This window comes from Aminobacter ciceronei (assembly GCF_014138625.1).
In the GTDB taxonomy this organism is placed as follows: Bacteria; Pseudomonadota; Alphaproteobacteria; order Rhizobiales; family Rhizobiaceae; genus Aminobacter; species Aminobacter ciceronei.
This window is the reverse complement of record NZ_JACJHY010000007.1, coordinates 71,329-87,882: the sequence shown is the minus strand read 5'-3', so window position 1 is coordinate 87,882 and position 16,554 is coordinate 71,329. Positions and strand designations below refer to the sequence as shown.

19 protein-coding genes and 1 pseudogene are annotated in these 16,554 nt (G+C 63.3%); 15 read left to right on the top strand and 5 right to left on the bottom strand.

What is annotated here, in order from left to right; genetic code table 11:
• Positions 1 to 9: 9 nt before the first annotated feature.
• Positions 10 to 1,875 carry a L,D-transpeptidase family protein gene (locus tag HNQ95_RS09385; protein ID WP_182573945.1) on the bottom strand — a complete coding sequence of 622 codons (1,866 nt, stop codon included), beginning with the start codon at positions 1,873 to 1,875 and terminating at the stop codon, positions 10 to 12.
• A 276-nt stretch (positions 1,876 to 2,151) separates the two neighbouring features.
• On the opposite strand from HNQ95_RS09385, the gene HNQ95_RS09380 reads away from it, so the two are divergent.
• The 3 genes from HNQ95_RS09380 to HNQ95_RS09370 all read left to right on the top strand — a co-directional run bounded on the left by HNQ95_RS09380 (position 2,152) and on the right by HNQ95_RS09370 (position 4,365).
• Positions 2,152 to 2,547: a rhodanese-like domain-containing protein gene (locus HNQ95_RS09380; protein WP_182573944.1), complete on the top strand. Its 396-nt coding sequence runs from the start codon at positions 2,152 to 2,154 to the stop codon at positions 2,545 to 2,547.
• 70 nt (positions 2,548 to 2,617) lie between these two features.
• Complete coding sequence (locus HNQ95_RS09375) at positions 2,618 to 3,421, top strand: MerR family transcriptional regulator (RefSeq protein ID WP_182573943.1); 804 nt, start codon at positions 2,618 to 2,620, stop codon at positions 3,419 to 3,421.
• Positions 3,422 to 3,435: 14 nt separating this feature from the next.
• Positions 3,436 to 4,365, top strand: coding sequence for a YobF C-terminal domain-containing protein (locus HNQ95_RS09370; RefSeq protein ID WP_182573942.1), 930 nt, complete (start codon positions 3,436 to 3,438; stop codon positions 4,363 to 4,365).
• 32 nt (positions 4,366 to 4,397) lie between these two features.
• On the opposite strand, the gene HNQ95_RS09365 is transcribed toward HNQ95_RS09370, so the two are convergent.
• On the bottom strand, positions 4,398 to 5,303 hold the full coding sequence (locus tag HNQ95_RS09365; protein ID WP_067961269.1) for an alpha/beta hydrolase: 906 nt from the start codon (positions 5,301 to 5,303) through the stop codon (positions 4,398 to 4,400).
• Positions 5,304 to 5,351: 48 nt separating this feature from the next.
• Between HNQ95_RS09365 and HNQ95_RS09360 the strand changes: the two genes are divergently transcribed.
• On the top strand, positions 5,352 to 5,801 hold the full coding sequence (locus HNQ95_RS09360) for a MarR family winged helix-turn-helix transcriptional regulator (protein WP_067961264.1): 450 nt from the start codon (positions 5,352 to 5,354) through the stop codon (positions 5,799 to 5,801).
• Positions 5,802 to 5,805: 4 nt separating this feature from the next.
• On the opposite strand, the gene msrQ is transcribed toward HNQ95_RS09360, so the two are convergent.
• The 3 genes from msrQ to HNQ95_RS09345 all read right to left on the bottom strand — a co-directional run bounded on the left by msrQ (position 5,806) and on the right by HNQ95_RS09345 (position 7,857).
• Positions 5,806 to 6,690, bottom strand: coding sequence for a protein-methionine-sulfoxide reductase heme-binding subunit MsrQ (gene msrQ, locus HNQ95_RS09355; protein ID WP_067961261.1), 885 nt, complete (start codon positions 6,688 to 6,690; stop codon positions 5,806 to 5,808).
• A 119-nt stretch (positions 6,691 to 6,809) separates the two neighbouring features.
• The gene (locus HNQ95_RS09350) at positions 6,810 to 7,421 is read right to left on the bottom strand and encodes a pyridoxamine 5'-phosphate oxidase family protein (RefSeq protein ID WP_067966405.1); all 612 of its coding nucleotides are present in this window, start codon (positions 7,419 to 7,421) and stop codon (positions 6,810 to 6,812) included.
• Positions 7,422 to 7,503: 82 nt separating this feature from the next.
• Positions 7,504 to 7,857 carry a gamma-butyrobetaine hydroxylase family protein gene (locus HNQ95_RS09345; protein WP_067961257.1) on the bottom strand — a complete coding sequence of 118 codons (354 nt, stop codon included), beginning with the start codon at positions 7,855 to 7,857 and terminating at the stop codon, positions 7,504 to 7,506.
• Between the two features lie 207 nt (positions 7,858 to 8,064).
• Between HNQ95_RS09345 and moaA the strand changes: the two genes are divergently transcribed.
• From moaA to HNQ95_RS09295, 11 genes and pseudogenes are all read left to right on the top strand, one after another.
• Positions 8,065 to 9,060: a GTP 3',8-cyclase MoaA gene (gene moaA, locus HNQ95_RS09340; protein ID WP_067961254.1), complete on the top strand. Its 996-nt coding sequence runs from the start codon at positions 8,065 to 8,067 to the stop codon at positions 9,058 to 9,060.
• Between the two features lie 95 nt (positions 9,061 to 9,155).
• A complete protein-coding gene (locus HNQ95_RS09335; RefSeq protein WP_182573941.1) occupies positions 9,156 to 10,142 on the top strand; it encodes a hypothetical protein in 987 nt (328 codons plus the stop codon).
• A pseudogene (locus HNQ95_RS33600) lies at positions 10,143 to 10,294 on the top strand (GTP 3',8-cyclase MoaA); the annotation flags it as partial.
• Between the two features lie 48 nt (positions 10,295 to 10,342).
• Positions 10,343 to 10,813 carry a hypothetical protein gene (locus HNQ95_RS09330; protein ID WP_246340640.1) on the top strand — a complete coding sequence of 157 codons (471 nt, stop codon included), beginning with the start codon at positions 10,343 to 10,345 and terminating at the stop codon, positions 10,811 to 10,813.
• Between the two features lie 92 nt (positions 10,814 to 10,905).
• Positions 10,906 to 11,826 carry a DMT family transporter gene (locus tag HNQ95_RS09325; RefSeq protein WP_067961247.1) on the top strand — a complete coding sequence of 307 codons (921 nt, stop codon included), beginning with the start codon at positions 10,906 to 10,908 and terminating at the stop codon, positions 11,824 to 11,826.
• Between the two features lie 2 nt (positions 11,827 to 11,828).
• Positions 11,829 to 12,455, top strand: coding sequence for a molybdenum cofactor guanylyltransferase MobA (gene mobA, locus HNQ95_RS09320; RefSeq protein ID WP_067961244.1), 627 nt, complete (start codon positions 11,829 to 11,831; stop codon positions 12,453 to 12,455).
• A complete protein-coding gene (mobB, locus tag HNQ95_RS09315; protein ID WP_182573940.1) occupies positions 12,452 to 12,964 on the top strand; it encodes a molybdopterin-guanine dinucleotide biosynthesis protein B in 513 nt (170 codons plus the stop codon). The genes mobA and mobB overlap by 4 nt, the downstream gene beginning before the upstream one ends.
• Before the next feature lie 160 nt (positions 12,965 to 13,124).
• Positions 13,125 to 13,901, top strand: a complete 777-nt coding sequence (locus HNQ95_RS09310) for an ABC transporter substrate-binding protein (protein WP_182573939.1) — start codon at positions 13,125 to 13,127, stop codon at positions 13,899 to 13,901.
• 133 nt (positions 13,902 to 14,034) lie between these two features.
• The gene (locus HNQ95_RS09305; protein ID WP_182573938.1) at positions 14,035 to 14,748 is read left to right on the top strand and encodes an ABC transporter permease; all 714 of its coding nucleotides are present in this window, start codon (positions 14,035 to 14,037) and stop codon (positions 14,746 to 14,748) included.
• Complete coding sequence (locus HNQ95_RS09300) at positions 14,745 to 15,575, top strand: ABC transporter permease (protein WP_067961223.1); 831 nt, start codon at positions 14,745 to 14,747, stop codon at positions 15,573 to 15,575. Before HNQ95_RS09305 ends, HNQ95_RS09300 begins: the two co-directional genes overlap by 4 nt.
• A gap of 101 nt (positions 15,576 to 15,676) precedes the next feature.
• Positions 15,677 to 16,546 carry an NAD(P)-dependent oxidoreductase gene (locus tag HNQ95_RS09295; protein WP_182573937.1) on the top strand — a complete coding sequence of 290 codons (870 nt, stop codon included), beginning with the start codon at positions 15,677 to 15,679 and terminating at the stop codon, positions 16,544 to 16,546.
• Positions 16,547 to 16,554 lie beyond the last annotated feature (8 nt).

The following is a 16,554-nucleotide window of genomic DNA, read 5'->3' as shown; positions in this document are numbered from 1 at the left end:
TGCAGCAGATCAGATGCTCGGTGCCCTCGCCGCATCTGTACGAGCCATGGCGTCCTTGAGCCTGGCGTCGCGATCATAGACGTCGCCGAAATACTCGACCTTGCCGTCGAGATCAGGCCAGGCGGTGAAATAGGCGACGTACACCGGGATCTTGCGGGTCACTTTCTCGAAGGAATGGCCCTGCTTCAGCTTGGCCGCGATGTGATCTACGTCGGTGCCAAGCACTGCGGCGGCCATGCCGCGCGGATCGGCCAGGCGGATGCAGCCATGGCTGAAGGCCCGGTTGTCGCGGTCGAATAGCGCCTTTTGCGGGGTGTCGTGCATGTAGATGGCGTGCTTGTTGGGGAACAGAATCTTGAGCTCGCCCAGCGCATTGGCCTCGCTCGGCGCCTGGCGCACGCTGTAGGGCACCTTCGAGCCATACTGGCCCCAATTGATCGCCGACGACGGAATGCGCTGGCCGCGCGAATCGGTGACTTCGTAACCGGCGCGGTCGAGATAGCTGGGATCGTTGCGCAGGCGCGGCAGCATCTCGTTGACGATGATCGACTGCGGCACGCCCCAATACGGGTTGTAGTCGACCTGCTCGATTTCGTCCTGGAAGAAGCTGGTCTGGTTGCTGGTCTTGCCGATCACCGTCCGCATCTTGAGCTTTTCCGTGCCGCCGTCGATGTAGCTCGCGGTATAGGCCGGCTGGTTGATGAAGACGCGTGGGCTGCCGAGCTCGGATGGCAGCCAGCGCAGCTGTTCGAGCGCGACGACGACCTTGTCGAGGCGATCTGCCTTCGACGTGCCGGCAAGGGTTGCCACCGTGCGCGGGCCGACGACGCCGTCGGCCTTGAGCCCGGCACGCTTCTGCACCGCCTCGATGACCGGCACCAGTTCGGGTGTATAGATTTCGCTGCTGCCGAGCCTGGCCAGCGTTTCGCCGAATTCGCCACCCATCTCATCGTCGAGGTCGCGGGCGATGAGATGCAGCAGCTTGGGCAGCTCCGGGCTGGTCTCGCCGGGCTTCAGCAAAAGCTTGGCATCAACGACGATGTCGTTTTCCTCGCTCGCCTTGAGCGCCTCGAGTTCGACGCGCAACGCCTTGTATTCGGGATTCTGCGGATGGAATGCCTCAAGCAAGGCCCGCGCGTCATTCGACTGGCTGAGTCTCTTCAGCACGCCGGCCATGTCGAGCGGCTTGGCGGCGAAATCATAGTAGCCGGAGATGCGGTTCGGATCGATGCGGCCGCCTTGTGCATCATGCACGTAGCGCAACACGCGTGCCGACATCGCCATCTCGAAACGGATGAGCGTCTTCATCCGGCCGACGGTGTCGTCAAGCGCATAGGCTGCCGGGGGCACGGAGACCGCATAGTCGGCCGGCATCAGCCCGTGGCTGGCGGCGTCGCTCAACGTCCTGATCGCCTCTTCGGCGCGGCTGTTGGCGGTCTGGCCGGTGACCCAGATGAAATCGGGATTGGCCGTATAGTAGTCGAGCAGCCCTTTGGCGATGTCCTTTTCGGCAACAAGGTCGAAGGCATCGAGCCCGGCCAGCGCCTCGCGGAACGCCGTACCGGCAAGCGACGGCTCCAGCGAAACCGACTGCGTGCCGGCGATCAGCTTGGCAAAGTCGACCGTCACCATCGCGTCGGTCTTGTAGGTATAATAGGACGGCGCGCTGATCTTGGCCGCCGCTACTGGTGCCCGCTTCTTCTGCACCGGAGCCGGCGGAAATTCGCCCTGCTGCTGGCGCGGGGCGCGGTTGCCACCACCGAACAGGATGTCGAAGAAGTTCTGAGCACCAGCCTGCGGCGCGCCAAGCGCCACTGTCGCAGCCAATGCAGCCAGCGGAAGCGAGATCGGCCTGCTCAGGAGAGAAAATTTCATAAAGACACCATCCCTGCCCGGAAACTGCTCTGGAATCGCCATGCGCCGGTGGAAGAATTCCTGTCCACAAATGGCTGATGTAAGGCGCTGCTCTCTCGATTCATACCGATAACGTTAAGCTTTCATAAATTTCCCGGCAGCTGTTGCCGAACAGTTTCACATCATCGTGAGACAAGCCGGCAGGTGGCACAATTCATCGGCGATGACAGCCTCGCCGCTTCATGCGATCACTTGGCCTTGCAAGCTGCATTTGGGCCGAATTGACGCGAGGGCAAGATGAAGAAGGGCTACACGGAACTGCTCGACGAGGCCAATGCAGTGGTCGAGGTGGTGTCGCCCGAGGAAGCGGCAACCCTGCTCGACGACACCGAGACCATCTTCGTCGACCTGCGCGATCCGCGTGAGGTCGAGCGCGAAGGCAGGATTTCGGGCGCCCAGCATTGCCCGCGCGGCATGCTCGAATTCTGGATTGACCCCGACAGCCCCTATCACAAGCCGTTCTTTTCCAGCGGCAAGAACTTCGTCTTCTTCTGCGCCGGCGGCTGGCGCTCGGCGCTCGCCGCCAAGACCGCGCAGGAGATGGGGCTGGAGCCGGTCCGGCACATCCTTGGCGGGTTCACTGCGTGGCGCGCGGCGGGCCTGCCTGTAGAGCCAGGCAACAAGAAGGGCTGATCGGCGGGCGGCGACGACAGCAAATCGCGCGCTTGACCTCGCCCCTGGGGCCAGCCCTAGACACGGCGTTATGACCGATTCCTATCTCCTCGCCGGCCGTTTCGGGGCCGCCACGCGGCTGTCTCCAAAGGCATTGCGGCTCTATGCCGAGCAAGGCCTGCTGGTGCCGGTCCACGTCGATCCGCAGACCGGCTATCGCTATTATGCCTCCGCGCAGGCGCCACGGGCGCGCCTGATCTCGCGGCTGCGCCAGCTGGGGCTGCCGATCGCCCGCGTCACGCAGCTGCTGGAGCTCACACCGGAAGCACGCGTCGTAGAACTGCAAAGCTGGCTAAGCGCGCAGAACGACAGGCTTGCCGACCAGGCCGAACTCGTGCGCGCGCTTTCCCGGCAAGCCGAAGGCGGCGAACCGGCATTGATGGCGACGATCGGCCTGCGTGAGGTACCGGCCGCAAAGGTCGTGTCGCGACAGCGCCAGATCGGCGTCGAAGGGCTGGACGATTTCATCGCCGCAGCCGAAGCCGACATCCGGACGCATTTGCGCGCCTCGGGATCGGCTTGCGACGGATTGATGAGCGTGCATTTTCACGACCTTGTCAGCCGCGACAGTGAAGGTCTCGTCGAGGTCGCCATCGCCTGCGCGGGAAAGCTCGAGCCGGCAGGCGACCTGCTCATCAGGCTGCAGCCAGCGCGGCGCGAGATCTATCTGCCGGTTCCCAAGGCCTATGAGAATTTTCCCCGCGTCATGCACGTGTACGACGCCCTTGAAGCGTGGCTCGACGCGCGGAGCGAGCTGAGTTGCGCCGGCAGCCCTTGCGAAACCTATCCCGGAACCCAAGGCGCCCGTTTCGACGTCGCCTATCCCCTTATCTGACAAGAGGTCCAGACATGACGCACTTTGCCTACACGGGCTCGGGCCCGTATTGCTATGCCAATTCCTTCGCCATGATGTTCGGCGCCGATGGACCGTCGACCGCCGTCATCGAGGTGGCCATTGGCGGCCCGTTCGGCATGCAGTTGATCGGCGGCACGTTGCCCTTCTTCGACCCCTATGGCTGGGACCCGGAGAAAGGTTTCGAAGTCGCGCTTTCAGCGCTCGGCTGGACATCTGATGTCACGCAAGGGGGCGAAGCCGAAGAGGCCCTGGCGCGCCTCAAGGCGGCATTGGCCGCCGGCCCGGTCTGGATCGGTCCCGTCGAGATGGGGCATCTCAGGCATCAGCCACGCATGCGCGGCCCGATTGAGGCCGATCATTACGTCGTGGCGCTCGAAGTCGACGACGAGAGCATTCTGATGCACGATCCGCAGGGCTATCCCTATGCCCGCCTGCCCCTCGCCGACTTCATGGCCGCCTGGAGCGCAAAAACGCTGATCTACGGCACGCCCTATACGATGCGCACCGCCTTCAGGCGGACCGCCGACGTCGCCGAAGTGGACATGATCAGGGCGTCGATCCCTTCGGCGATCCGCTGGCTGTCGATGGCGGGTGAGCACGACATGCCGACGGGGAGCTCGGGCAACGCCGCCGCCGCCGAAGCGCTGGCGCGGCTGATAGAGCGTGGTTGCGGCGACGACCTTCGTAGCCACATGATCCATTTCGCCGTCCAGGCAGGCGCTCGCCGCGCGACAGACGCCGCGACCTGCCTGGAACGCGCGGGATATGTCGAGGCGGCTCGGATTGCGGGACGACAGGCCCGGCTCATCGGCGCGCTGCAATACCCCCTTGTCGCCGGCAAGGATGGCGAAGCGGCGGCATCGCTTCGCGAACTGGCGCCGACCTACGACATGCTGAGGGCCGCGCTGAAGGGCCAGGGCTGAGCCCTGGCAATCCGCATGGCGCCAACGACTGCCTAGTGGACCGTGTCGAGTTCGCGCGCTGCCTGGAGAAAACCAACCGCCTCGGCCACGACCTTGGCGCTCGACAGGATGCGGCGGTGACCGAGACCGTCGGCCCAGAACAGCCTGACATGGCCGCCGGCGCCGGCCATGGCGCGCGCTTCGTTGGCCGACACTTCCCTGTCGTCAGGGGCGTGGATCACAAGCGTCGGGGTGGCCAGGCGCATCAGCAGCCTGGAACCGACGAACTGGCCGATTGGGGTGCCGGTCACACGCTGCACCTGCCCCGAGATCGCGCGCTGCGTCCTGGGACCGAGGTTCAGATAGCGGCCGAAATCGTCGAACAGCCTGGGCATCGAATCGGGCGCGGCCACCAGCACCAGCCGCTTGGCTCCAAGCGGCTCGAACCCCTTGACGGTTCCGGCAGCAGCGTTGACGGCAACCGCGCCGCCGAAGGAATGGCCGACGATCGCCTCGAACGGCCCGAACCATTGGCCGGCAAGGGTTGCCGCTTCGACGGCCTTGGCCATGTCGAGCGCGCGTCCAAGCGAGCCACCATGCCCCGGCAGGTCGAGCGAGATCACGCGCATGCCGGCATCCCTGTAGCCTTCGATCAGCGCTTGCATGTATTCGGTGCGCGAGCGCCAGCCATGGATGACGAGCACTGTTCCCCTGCTTGCTCCCTCAGGGCGAAACTCGTGCATCGCCACACAGCTTTTCTGCGTCTTGATTCGATGATGGCGCGCCTCCGCCATGAAGCCCGAAGCATTGCCGATGGCGCGCCTTTCGCCCGATGTCAGCGAGCGCTGGCTCGGCGTTCGTCGAAAAAGCTCGAATGCGGCGCGACCGGCGAGACGTGGCGAAACCAGTTCGGCCGCACCGAACAGCCGCCGGATGACCTTGAGCCCGATTGATGCCATAGTGATCGTCCATCCATAAGTTCAATCATGAACAATAATAGTTCAATCATGAACAATAGACAAGATTTGCCGTGGGACAACCCGCGGTTCCGCAACTGGGTCGCCGTGGCCAAGGCGTGCCACTCGATGGAGCGTGCCCTGGCGAGCGCGCTGCAGCCGCACGATCTGAAGCCGGCGCAGCTCGATGTCCTGATGAATCTCTATCGCCATCCCGGCATTTCGCAGCACGATCTGGCCCGCAAGCTGCTTGTCGGTCGCTCGAACATCACCATGCTGCTGCCGCAGCTGGAAAAGCGCGCGCTGGTCAAGCGAGAGGGCGATGCCAAGGACCGCCGGGTGATGCGACTAACGCTGACCGAAGACGGCGCCGCACTGCTGATGCGGGCGCTGAAAGCCTATGGCGCCTTGATCGAAAAGGCGATGAGCGCATCGACGCCCGAACAATGCGACCTGATCGGCGCGCACATGCTGCGCGTTGCAGACGCACTGAAGGAATAGCCGCTCAGGCGGCAGCCCTTGCAGCCCGCCTGCCCCGCGGCGCCTCCGCCCTTCCCATCGATCTGACGAAACCGAGCACCGCTGCGGCAAGGCCCGTCGCCAGCACCCACCAGCCCGGCCGGATCGTGTAGGAAAACTGCAGGTTGGCCCACAGCACGCGGGCGGGCGGCACGCCGGTCGCCAGCCCGTACCAGGCCGCTTCGACAATCACCGTCGACATCGCAGCGACGACCGCAATCGCGACAAGCACCAGCGGCGATGTCAGGTTGAGCCCACGCCAATGCGCCAGGCGGTAGAACATCAGAAGCAGGAACAAGCCGGCCAACAGCGTCGGCTCGTACACGTCGGCCTTGGACTGCATGAAAAAATGCAATGCCGCAAGTATGCCGATAGCGTAGACAATCTTGTGCAATCGGTTCCAGTTGCGCCCGAGCTTCCTGATAGCCCCGTCCGTCGACGTCAGCCCGAGGGCAACAAGTCCCAGCAGTGCAACGAAGCCGATGGTGAGATAGATTCGAAGCGCGATCTCGCTGACGACACGGAAAACATCCCAATTCTGGTCGAAGAAATAGAGCACGAGATGACCGATGGCGTAGGCAAGCGCGGCAATGCCGAGCATGCGACGGATGAGGATCAGCTTCGGCCATTGGCCGATGCGGCGCAGCGGCGTCACTGCCAGCGACATCAACAGGAAGCGGATCGCCCAATCGCCGGTTTCATGGATGGCGGCGGTGAAGGGCCGTGGCCCGAGCAGCGTGCCGGCGCCGGCGCCTTGCGGAAAGCCTTTCACCGCGTAGTAGCCAAGCAGCAATGCCGGCACCAACGTTCCGGCAAAGGCCAAAGCCTTGAGCGGCGAGAGTTTTCCGGCGCGGTCAGTCCAGGGCGTCATTCCATCCAGCTCCAGCAGTTTTGCTGGTATACGTCGATAACGCCCGCTGAGTTACACCAACGCAATCACTTTGTTTTGAGCCCGGTTGCCGCGCTGACGGCCCAAAACGCGGCCTCGGCCTACCACATCGACTTCCTGGCGCGCTCCGGCCATTCACGATCATAGGTTTCGCCATCGATGCCGGCGCGACTGGTGATCGCAAGGATCTGTCCCGGCGTTGGCAGCGTCTTCGGATCGACATGACGCTCGGGGTTCCACAGTTCCGACCGCACGATCGCGCGCGCACACTGGAAATAGACGGCATCGACGTCGACCACCGTCACCGAACGCGCCGGCTTGCCTTCGACTGCGAAGGACGCACACAGCTCCGCATCGACGCTGATATGGGCACGACCATTGACGCGCAGCGTCGTGCCGGAACCCGGCACCAGAAACAGCAGCGCGACGCGTGGATCGCGGATGATGTTCCTCAGCGAGTCGGCGCGGTTGTTGCCGCGGCGGTCCGGCATCATCAGAGTGCGTGGATCGTGGATGCGGACGAAGCCGGCGAGATCGCCGCGCGGCGAACAGTCGAGCCCTTCCGGCCCGCTGGTCGCCAGCGAGACGAAGGGCGAGGCCTCGATGAACGCGGCGTATTCAGGGATGACATGGTCGAGTTCCTTGACCAGCGAGGTTTCGCCTGGAACGCCGTAGAGCGCCTCAAGCTGTTCGACCGTTGATATGACCGACATCATGTCCCCTTCCTGCTTGGATGCTGATGCGCTTAGCCGGCAAATGTGAACTGCCCAAGACAACGTGAACGGCCAAAGACAATCAGCGGTCGCGGCTCAATCCTTTTTGCGCCAGCTCGTCGAGATATTCCTGCCAGCGCTTGTCCTTGTCGTGTCCGAGCGTATGCAGATAGTTCCAGGTGAAGATGCCGGTGTCGTGGAAATCGTCGAAGGTGATGCGTACGGCATAATTGCCGACCGGCTCGACCTTGAGGATGGCGACCTCCTTCTTGCCAGGCACCGTCACCCGCTGCTCAGGCGAATGGCCCTGCACCTCGGCGGAGGGCGAAAGCACGCGCAGCAGTTCGGCCGAAAGCTCGAACGGGCGATGGTCCGGGAACGTCACCGTCAACAGCTTGCGGTCCTTGGAGACCCTCAATTCCTTCGGTGCCGTCATGATCCGTCCTGCCGTTATGAGATGCAATTCACTACTGCGCTTCGGACGTCGCGGAAAGCGCTAAGACAGCGCCGGGACGGCAAACCAAGGAGAGTCACTCCGGGGCAACAAACTTTCATCTTGATTGACATGCACAAGCGTACAACATAGCCGTAATATGACAGTGCTGGCCAAGGCACCACGAAACGGGAAACGGAAGCGCAGACCATGGATATGATCGATCCTTTCGGTCGCTCGATCAGTTATCTGCGCGTGTCGGTTACCGACCGCTGCGACTTCCGTTGCACTTATTGCATGGCCGAAGACATGGCCTTCCTGCCCAAGAAGGACCTGTTGTCGCTCGAGGAGCTCGACCGGCTTTGCACCGTCTTCGTCGAAAAGGGCGTCAAGAAGCTGCGCCTGACCGGCGGCGAACCTTTGGTGCGCAAGAACGTCATGCACCTCATTCGCCAGCTCTCGCGCCATCTCGATAGCGGCGCACTGGAAGAGCTGACGCTGACCACCAATGGCTCACAGCTGTCGCGCTTCGCTGCCGAACTGGCCGATTGCGGCGTCAAGCGCATCAACGTCTCGCTCGACACGCTCGATCCCGACAAGTTCCACGCCATCACGCGCTGGGGCCATCTCGCCAAGGTGATGGAAGGCATTGATGCCGCCCAGGCGGCCGGCCTGCACATCAAGATCAACGCGGTTGCCCTCAAGGGTTTCAACGACACCGAAATCCCTGAAATCCTGCGCTGGGCCAATGGCCGTGGCATGGACCTGACGGTCATAGAGACGATGCCGATGGGCGAGATCGATGCCGACCGCACCGACCAGTATCTGCCGCTGTCGCTGCTGAGGGCCAATCTCGAGCGGCAATTCACGTTGACCGACATCCCGTTCAAGACAGGCGGACCGGCGCGTTACGTCGATGTCGCTGAAACCGGCGGAAAGCTGGGCTTCATCACGCCGATGACGCATAATTTCTGCGAGAGCTGCAATCGCGTGCGCCTGACCTGCACCGGCACGCTCTATATGTGCCTCGGCCAGGAGGACGCGGCCGACCTCAGGGCGCCGCTGCGCGCCTCCGAAGGCAACGAACTCTTGTCCAATGCCATCGACGAGGCGATCGGACGCAAGCCGAAGGGCCACGATTTCATCATCGACCGCCGCACCAATCGGCCGTCCGTCTCCCGCCACATGAGCGTGACAGGCGGCTGAGCGATATCGACCTTCGCCACCCGACAACGTCCTCGTGAGGCCATGAGCATGCTTACCGGCTCGCCGCGACGTTCTCCGCCCCGACCTTCTCTGCTATGACGCTGGCGAAGCGTGTCGCCTGCAAGCTGCAAGCGCTGTGGCGCCATGTGTTTCCGCGCGCGCAGGCGTTCTGCGTCGAAACCGTCGGACGTGCGCGGCTTGCATACGATCCGCAGTATCCGGCGTTCGTGCGGGAATACTATTTGTACTGTGTCGCATTGTTCCGCGAAACGCTGGCCGTGCGCGACGCGCCGGTCAATCTCGTGTTCGGCGACTCCGAGGTCGACTGCGGCAATGCGAACCGCACGCGGCGCATCGATGTCCAGTGGGAACACACGCTGGTCATGCCGGGCGGGCGCGACAGCGACGGCGCGCCGACCGGTGCCGTGCCATTGCCGGACGGCCAAGGGCACTATCTCGCGCGCGTGGTGAACCGCGCGGTGGTCGAATCGGCCGACGTGATCATCGACTACAGCCAGCCGAATGTCGAAAACCTGCGTCGCGCCGGCGGCTTCGATGCGTATCTGGCCAAGACGATCGTGCTCGCGCCGCTGCTGTATGACACCGACGTCACCCCAGGCACGCGGCGGCGCGACGCGATCACGCTGTTTGGCGACATCGAGCAACCGCGCCGCGCGGCGTTTCTTGAAGCGGCCCACACGGCGCGCCTGTCGCTGGTCAATGTCAGCGGTGTCTACTCGGGCGCCGCGCTGTGCAGGCTCTACCGCGACACGCGCGTGCTCGTGAACGTGCATCAGACCGGCCAGCACCACACGTTTGAGGAATTGCGCGTATTGCCGGCGCTGCTGTGCGGTGTGGTCGTCGTCAGCGAAGATGTGCCGCTACGCGAGTCGATCGCGTATCACCCGTTCGTGGTGTGGGCGCGCTACGGCGAACTCGCCGACACGGTGCGCGCGGTGCTCGCCGACTACGCGGCCTATCGCGAACGGATCTTCGGCGACGGGCGATTCGAGGCGGTCGTCGAGCGAATGAGGCGGGACAATCGCGATGCGGTGAAGACCGCGCTGCAGCGGTTGTGGTAGCGTCGGGACGCGGCTGACCTCAGGGCGCCGCTGCGCGCCTCCGAAGGCAACGGGCTTTTGTCCAACGCCATTGACGAGGCGATCGGGCGCATCATCGACGCCGCACCAATCGCCCGTCCGTCTCGCGCCATATCAGTGTGACAGGCGGCTAAGTTGCAGCTATCGTCGCCACCCGACAACGTCCTCGTGAGGTAATGGGCATGGCTTACCGGTTCGCCAGGACGTTCTCCGCAATGGTGCTGGCGATGGTGCTGGCCGCGCCTGCACTTGCCAAGCCATTCATCTACACCAATGCCCGCTTCGGCACGTCGGTGACGTTTCCGCATGAAATCTTCGTCAGCAAGGCCGAACCGCCCGAGAACGGCGACGGCATGACATTCCTGGCGGCGGATGGGGCGAGCCTCGCGATCTACGGTTCCAACAACGCGCTCGAGCAGACGCCCAGGCAGCTTGCCGACATGAGTTCCGAGGGCGTGGAGGTCACCTACCGCAAGCTGGGCAAGGACTGGATCGTACTGTCGGGCCACGACGGCAACGACATATTCTACCACCGGCTCGAATTTGGCAGGGGCGGCGTCATTCATGCCTTCCTGCTCAAATACCCAGTGTCGTCCAAGGCCAAATACGACCCGTTGGTGAGCGCCATCGCCGAGAGCCTCAACGGCCCGTGAGGCCAATCGACATGTCTGGTCCATCCGATTGGCATTGCTGTTTCACGCACCGGTGCTAAAGCCGTAAGCAACAGCAGCAACGGAAAGCCGACGTGCCACTTTCCTCGAATATTCGCGGCGCCACCTTCATGGTCGTCGCGATGGCAGCCTTTACCTTCAACGACACGCTGAGCAAGCTCGCCGCCCAGACGATCAATCCGGGCCAGCTGATGCTGGTTCGCGGGCTGTTCGCCACCACGCTGATCAGCCTTCTCGCCTGGCAGCAGGGTGCCTTGAAGGGCTACCGGAGCTACTGGCATCCGATGGTGTTCCTGCGCCTTGTCGGCGAGGTTGGCGGCACGGTTTGCTTCCTCGCCGCCCTGCCCCATCTACCGTTGGGCAATATCTCGGCCGTGCTGCAGGCGCTGCCCTTGGCGGTAACCATGGGGGCAGCCCTTTTCCTCGGCGAGGCCGTCGGCTGGCGCCGCTGGCTGGCCATCGCCTCCGGTTTCGGCGGCGTCCTGATCATCGTCCGGCCGGGGTTCGAAGGCTTCAACGCGTTTTCGCTGCTGGCCCTGCTTTCGGTCGCCTTCTGCGCCGTGCGCGATCTGGCAACGCGCAAAATCCCCGGGCACATCCCGTCGCTTTTCGTCTCGACCACCACCACTGTCATCATCACCGTCACCGGGGCGCTGACCATCGTGCCGTTCGGCGGCTGGGTGACCATGTCGGTCAATCTTGTCGCATTCCTTGCCGGCGCCGCGGTGCTGGTGCTTTTCGGCTACCAGTTCGTCATCATGGCGATGCGCGAAGGCGAAATTTCCTTCATCGCGCCGTTCCGCTACACCGCCCTGATCTGGGCGCTCTCGCTCAGCGTCTTCGTCTTCGGCGATATCCCCGACCTGGCCATGATCGCGGGTGCTGCCGTCATCGTTGCTTCCGGCCTCTATTCGCTCTATCGCGAACGCGTTGTCGGCAAGGGCCGGCCGGCAGCCGAAAGCACCAGTGCTTCGATGGCACCCGACGGGATCTAGGCATGGCAGAGCAGATTGCAGGGTTGATCCTCGCCGGCGGCCGCTCCAGCCGGATGGGCGGCGCAGACAAGACGCTTCTGGCGCTTGCCGGCCGTCCCCTGACCGGCCTGGTGCTCGATCGCCTGCGCCCGCAGGTCGGTCGGATCGCCATCAACACCAATGCCGACCCAGCCGGTTTCGTTGGCTTCGGCGTCGACATCATCAGCGACACGATTGCAGGTTATCAGGGACCGCTGGCGGGAGTCCTGGCCGGCATGGCGTGGGCGGCAGTCGAGCCTGATATCACGCACATCCTCAGCGTTGCCGGCGACACGCCCTTCTTCCCCGAAGATCTCGGCAAGCGACTGGCCGCGCACGCGGTCGCCGGACGCGTCGTTGCAGCCGCCTCGAACAGGCGCGTGCACCCGACATTTGCGCTGTGGCCGGTTTCGCTGCGCGAGGCGCTTGCAGGGTTTCTGGAAAGCGGCGATACCCGCAGAGTGATGACTTTTCTTGAGCAGGCAGGCCTCGAAGTGGTGGATTTTCCGGTGACGCAACGTGGTTCCGTTGAAGTCGACCCGTTCTTCAACATCAACACGCCCGACGACCTTGCCCAGGCTGCGCGTATCATCGACGAGGCAGACCGATGACGCATCGCGTTTTCGGCATCACCGGCTGGAAGAACTCCGGCAAGACGACTTTGACCGAACGCCTGGTGACGGAACTGGTCAGACGCGGCTGGATGGTCTCGACCATCAAGCATGCCCACCACGATTTCGACATAGACAAGCCGGGCGCTGACAGCTTTCGCCATCGCGAGGCTGGGGCCACGGAAGTCGCCATCGTGTCGGGGCGGCGCTGGGCGTTGATGCACGAGCTGCGCAACGAAACCGAGCCCACGCTCGACGAGGTTCTCGAGAGAATCGCTCCTTGCGATCTGGTGCTGGTCGAAGGCTACAAGCGCGAGCACCATCTCAAGATCGAGGCACGCCGGCTCGCGGCCAAGGACCGCTCGCCATTGACATCGAACGACCCTTCGATCGTTGCCGTCGCCGCCGACCATCCGGTCGAAGGCGAACAGGTTCCGGTGTTCGGCATCGACGACATCACGGCGATCGCCGACTTCGTCGAAGCGCGGACAGGCCTCGCCGCGCAGTGACGCTGCGTCACCGCGCTTGCCCGATCGCCCGCTCGCAAATCCCCTTTTCGCGATTGATTTTTAACTGAAAACAGTGGGAGTATCGCGGCCAGCGGCGGAGTTCATCCGCTCAACGGCCGCCATGGACGGGAACCGGCCGAAGCGAACAGAGAGGAACATCATGGGTATTTCCAAGCGTATTGCCCTGGCTGCGACCGCGGCCCTGGCGCTCACCATCGGTATGGCGCAGGCGCAGGAAAAGACGATCAAGATCGCCACTGAAGGCGCATACCCTCCCTACAACAACCTGACATCAGACGGTAAGCTCGTTGGCTTCGACGTCGACATCGCCAACGCGCTCTGCGAGGAGATGAAGGTCAAGTGTGAGATCGTCGCCCAGGAATGGGACGGCATGATTCCCGCGCTCCAGGCCAGCAAGTTCGACGCCATCATCGCCCAGATGTCGATCACACCAGAGCGCAAGGAAAAGATCGACTTTTCCAAGAAGTACATCAACACGCCAGCCGTGATCGCCGCCGCCAAGGACACCGACATCAAGGGTGTGACCAAGGAAGACCTCGCCGGCAAGACCATCGGCGTCCAGGGCTCGACCATTCACTATAACTACGCCGAGAAGGTCTTCACCGACAGCACCGTCAAGTCTTATCCGACGGCTGACGAATACAAGCTCGACATGGCCAACGGCCGCCTCGACGCGGTCAGCGACGACGCCGTGACCTTGGGTGCCTGGCTGGAAACCGCAGACGGCGCTTGCTGCAAGATCGTCGGCACCATCCCGAACATGCCCGAGATCCACGGCGACGGCGCCGGCGTCGGCGTGCGCAAGGGTGACCCGCTCGCGGATCAGTTCTCGGCAGCCATCGACGCCATCCGCGCCAACGGAAAATACAAGGAAATCAACGACAAATACTTCAAGTTCGACGCTTACGGCAGCTGAGCCGTCAATGCTGTGAAAACTGAACAAGCGGCGGGACAAGTTCCCGCCGTTTGGCTAACATAAGCTCAACGACAAGCCGTCTACAAAGACGGCGGCACTCCCGCCAAGGGAGGCCGATGGGGGCAGCATACCGATGCAAAGCGCGTGGACGCTTCTGAGTTTCGGGCCTGACGGATGGGGGGACGATCTCGCTCATGGCGTGCTCGTCACGGTTTCGCTCGCCCTTGTGACATTGCCGCTGGGCCTGCTGATCGGCTTCCTGGTTGCACTTGCCAAGCAGTCGGGCGAACCTTCGATGCGGCTCGCCGGTAACATCTACACCACCATCTTCCGCGGCTTGCCCGAACTGCTGACGCTGTTCCTCGTGTTCTACGGCGCCCAGATCGGCATCCAGCAGGTCGTGCGGCTGGTGCGGCCCGACGCGGTTGTCGAGATCAACAGCTTCGTCGCCGGCATGGTCGCTCTCGGCGTCGTCTTCTCGTCCTACGCCAGCGAGGTTTTCCTCTCGGCCTTCCGCGCCATCCCGCGTGGCCAGTATGAGGGCGGTTATTCCGTCGGCCTGTCGCCGCGCCAGACGATGCGGCTGGTGATCCTGCCGCAGCTCGTGCGTATCGCACTGCCCGGCCTGTCCAATCTCTGGCTCATCCTGCTCAAGGACACGGCCCTGGTCTCGGCCGTCGGCCTGACCGACATCGTGCGCCAGAGCAGCATCGCAGCCCGCGTCACCAAGCAGGCATTCATGTTCTTCGGCGTCGCCTGCCTCATCTATCTCGCGCTCGCCATCATCTCCTCATTCGGCATCGGCGCCATCGAGCGCTGGGTCGGCAAGCGGGCGGCCCAGCGATGAGCGCGACTGACGGAACCACTGTGAAAGTGCAGCGCCCGGCAGCACCGCCGCGCGGTTGGTCGCGTGAACGCATAGTTGGCTGGGTCCTGGTCTGTCTCTGGATCGCGCTCGGCGCCGGCCTGGCCACCTATCTGTTCAGCGCCTGGAATCCCGAACTTTTCGCCAAATATGCGCCGTCCTATCTCTCGGGCCTGCGTGTGACCCTTGTGCTGGTGGCGATATCCATCGTCCTCGGTGCCATCCTGTCGGTTCCGATCTGTTATGCCCGCATGTCGAAGAACCGCGTTCTGAACGCGATTTCCTACGGCTATGTCTATTTCTTCCGCGGCACGCCGCTGCTCGCTCAGACCTTCCTGATCTATTACGGCTTCGGCTCGTTCCGGCCCCAACTCGAGGCCATCGGCGTGTGGGGCTTCTTCCGCGAAGCCTGGTATTGTGCGGTATTCGCCTTTGCCCTCAACACCGCCGCCTATCAGGCCGAGATCCTGCGCGGGGCGATCGAGAGCGTCGGCAAGGGCCAGTGGGAGGCAGCGTCCGCGCTTGGCCTGTCCAAGCTGCAGACGCTCTACAAGATCATCCTGCCTCAGGCCTTGATCGTCGCGTTGAGGCCATATGGCAACGAGATCATCCTGATGATCAAGGGTTCGGCCATCGTCGCCATCATCACGGTCTATGACCTGATGGGCGAGACGCGCCGCGCCTTCTCGCGCACCTTCGACTTCCAGACCTATCTCTGGGCTGCCCTGCTCTACCTGTCGCTGGTCGAAACCCTGCGACATCTGGTGGACTGGATCGAAAGGCGCATCACTCGCCATCTGCATCGCTGATCAGGTCACCGAAACGCTGGTCCAACCATCGTCCTTGACGAATCCGTTCCATGGCATAGACCACGGACACCAGAGCATTTTGCACTTCGAAAGGGTGAGCCATGGCATCGGTTGCGTTCCTTGGTCTCGGCGTTATGGGGTACCCCATGGCCGGCCATCTCAAGAACAAGGGCGGGCACGACGTCACCGTCTACAACCGCACTGCCGCCAAGGCCGAGAAATGGGCTGCCCAGCATGGCGGCGCCTTTGCCGCGACGCCCGCCGAAGCCGCGCAAGGCAAGGACTTCGTCTTTGCCTGCGTCGGCAATGACGACGACCTGCGCGAGGTCACGACCGGCGCCAGGGGTGCATTCGGCTCGTTGAAGAAGGGCGCCATCTTCATCGACAACACAACCGCCTCGGCCGAGGTGGCGCGCGAACTCGACACCGCCGCCAAGGCGGGCGGCTTCCACTTCCTCGACGCCCCGGTTTCAGGCGGCCAGGCCGGTGCCGAAAACGGCGTCCTGACCGTCATGGTCGGCGGCGAGCAGGAACCCTTCGAGCGCGCCCGCCCTGTCATCGATTCCTTTGCCCGCATGGTTGGGCTGATGGGGCCTGCAGGCGCTGGCCAGTTGACCAAGATGATCAACCAGATCTGCATCGCCGGCCTCGTCCAGGGCCTCGCCGAGGGCATCCATTTCGGCAAGAAGGCCGGCCTCGACATCGAAAAGGTCGTTGACGTCATCTCCAAGGGTGCCGCCGGCTCCTGGCAGATGGAAAACCGCCACAAGACGATGAATGCCGGCAAGTATGATTTCGGCTTCGCCGTCGACTGGATGCGCAAGGATCTCGGCATCTGCCTGGAAGAGGCCGACCGCAATGGCGCCAAGCTGCCGGTGACCGCCCTTGTCGACCAGTTCTACAAGGACGTGCAGGGCATGGGCGGCAAGCGCTGGGATACCTCGTCCCTGCTCGCCCGCCTCGAGAAATAGAGCGGCAC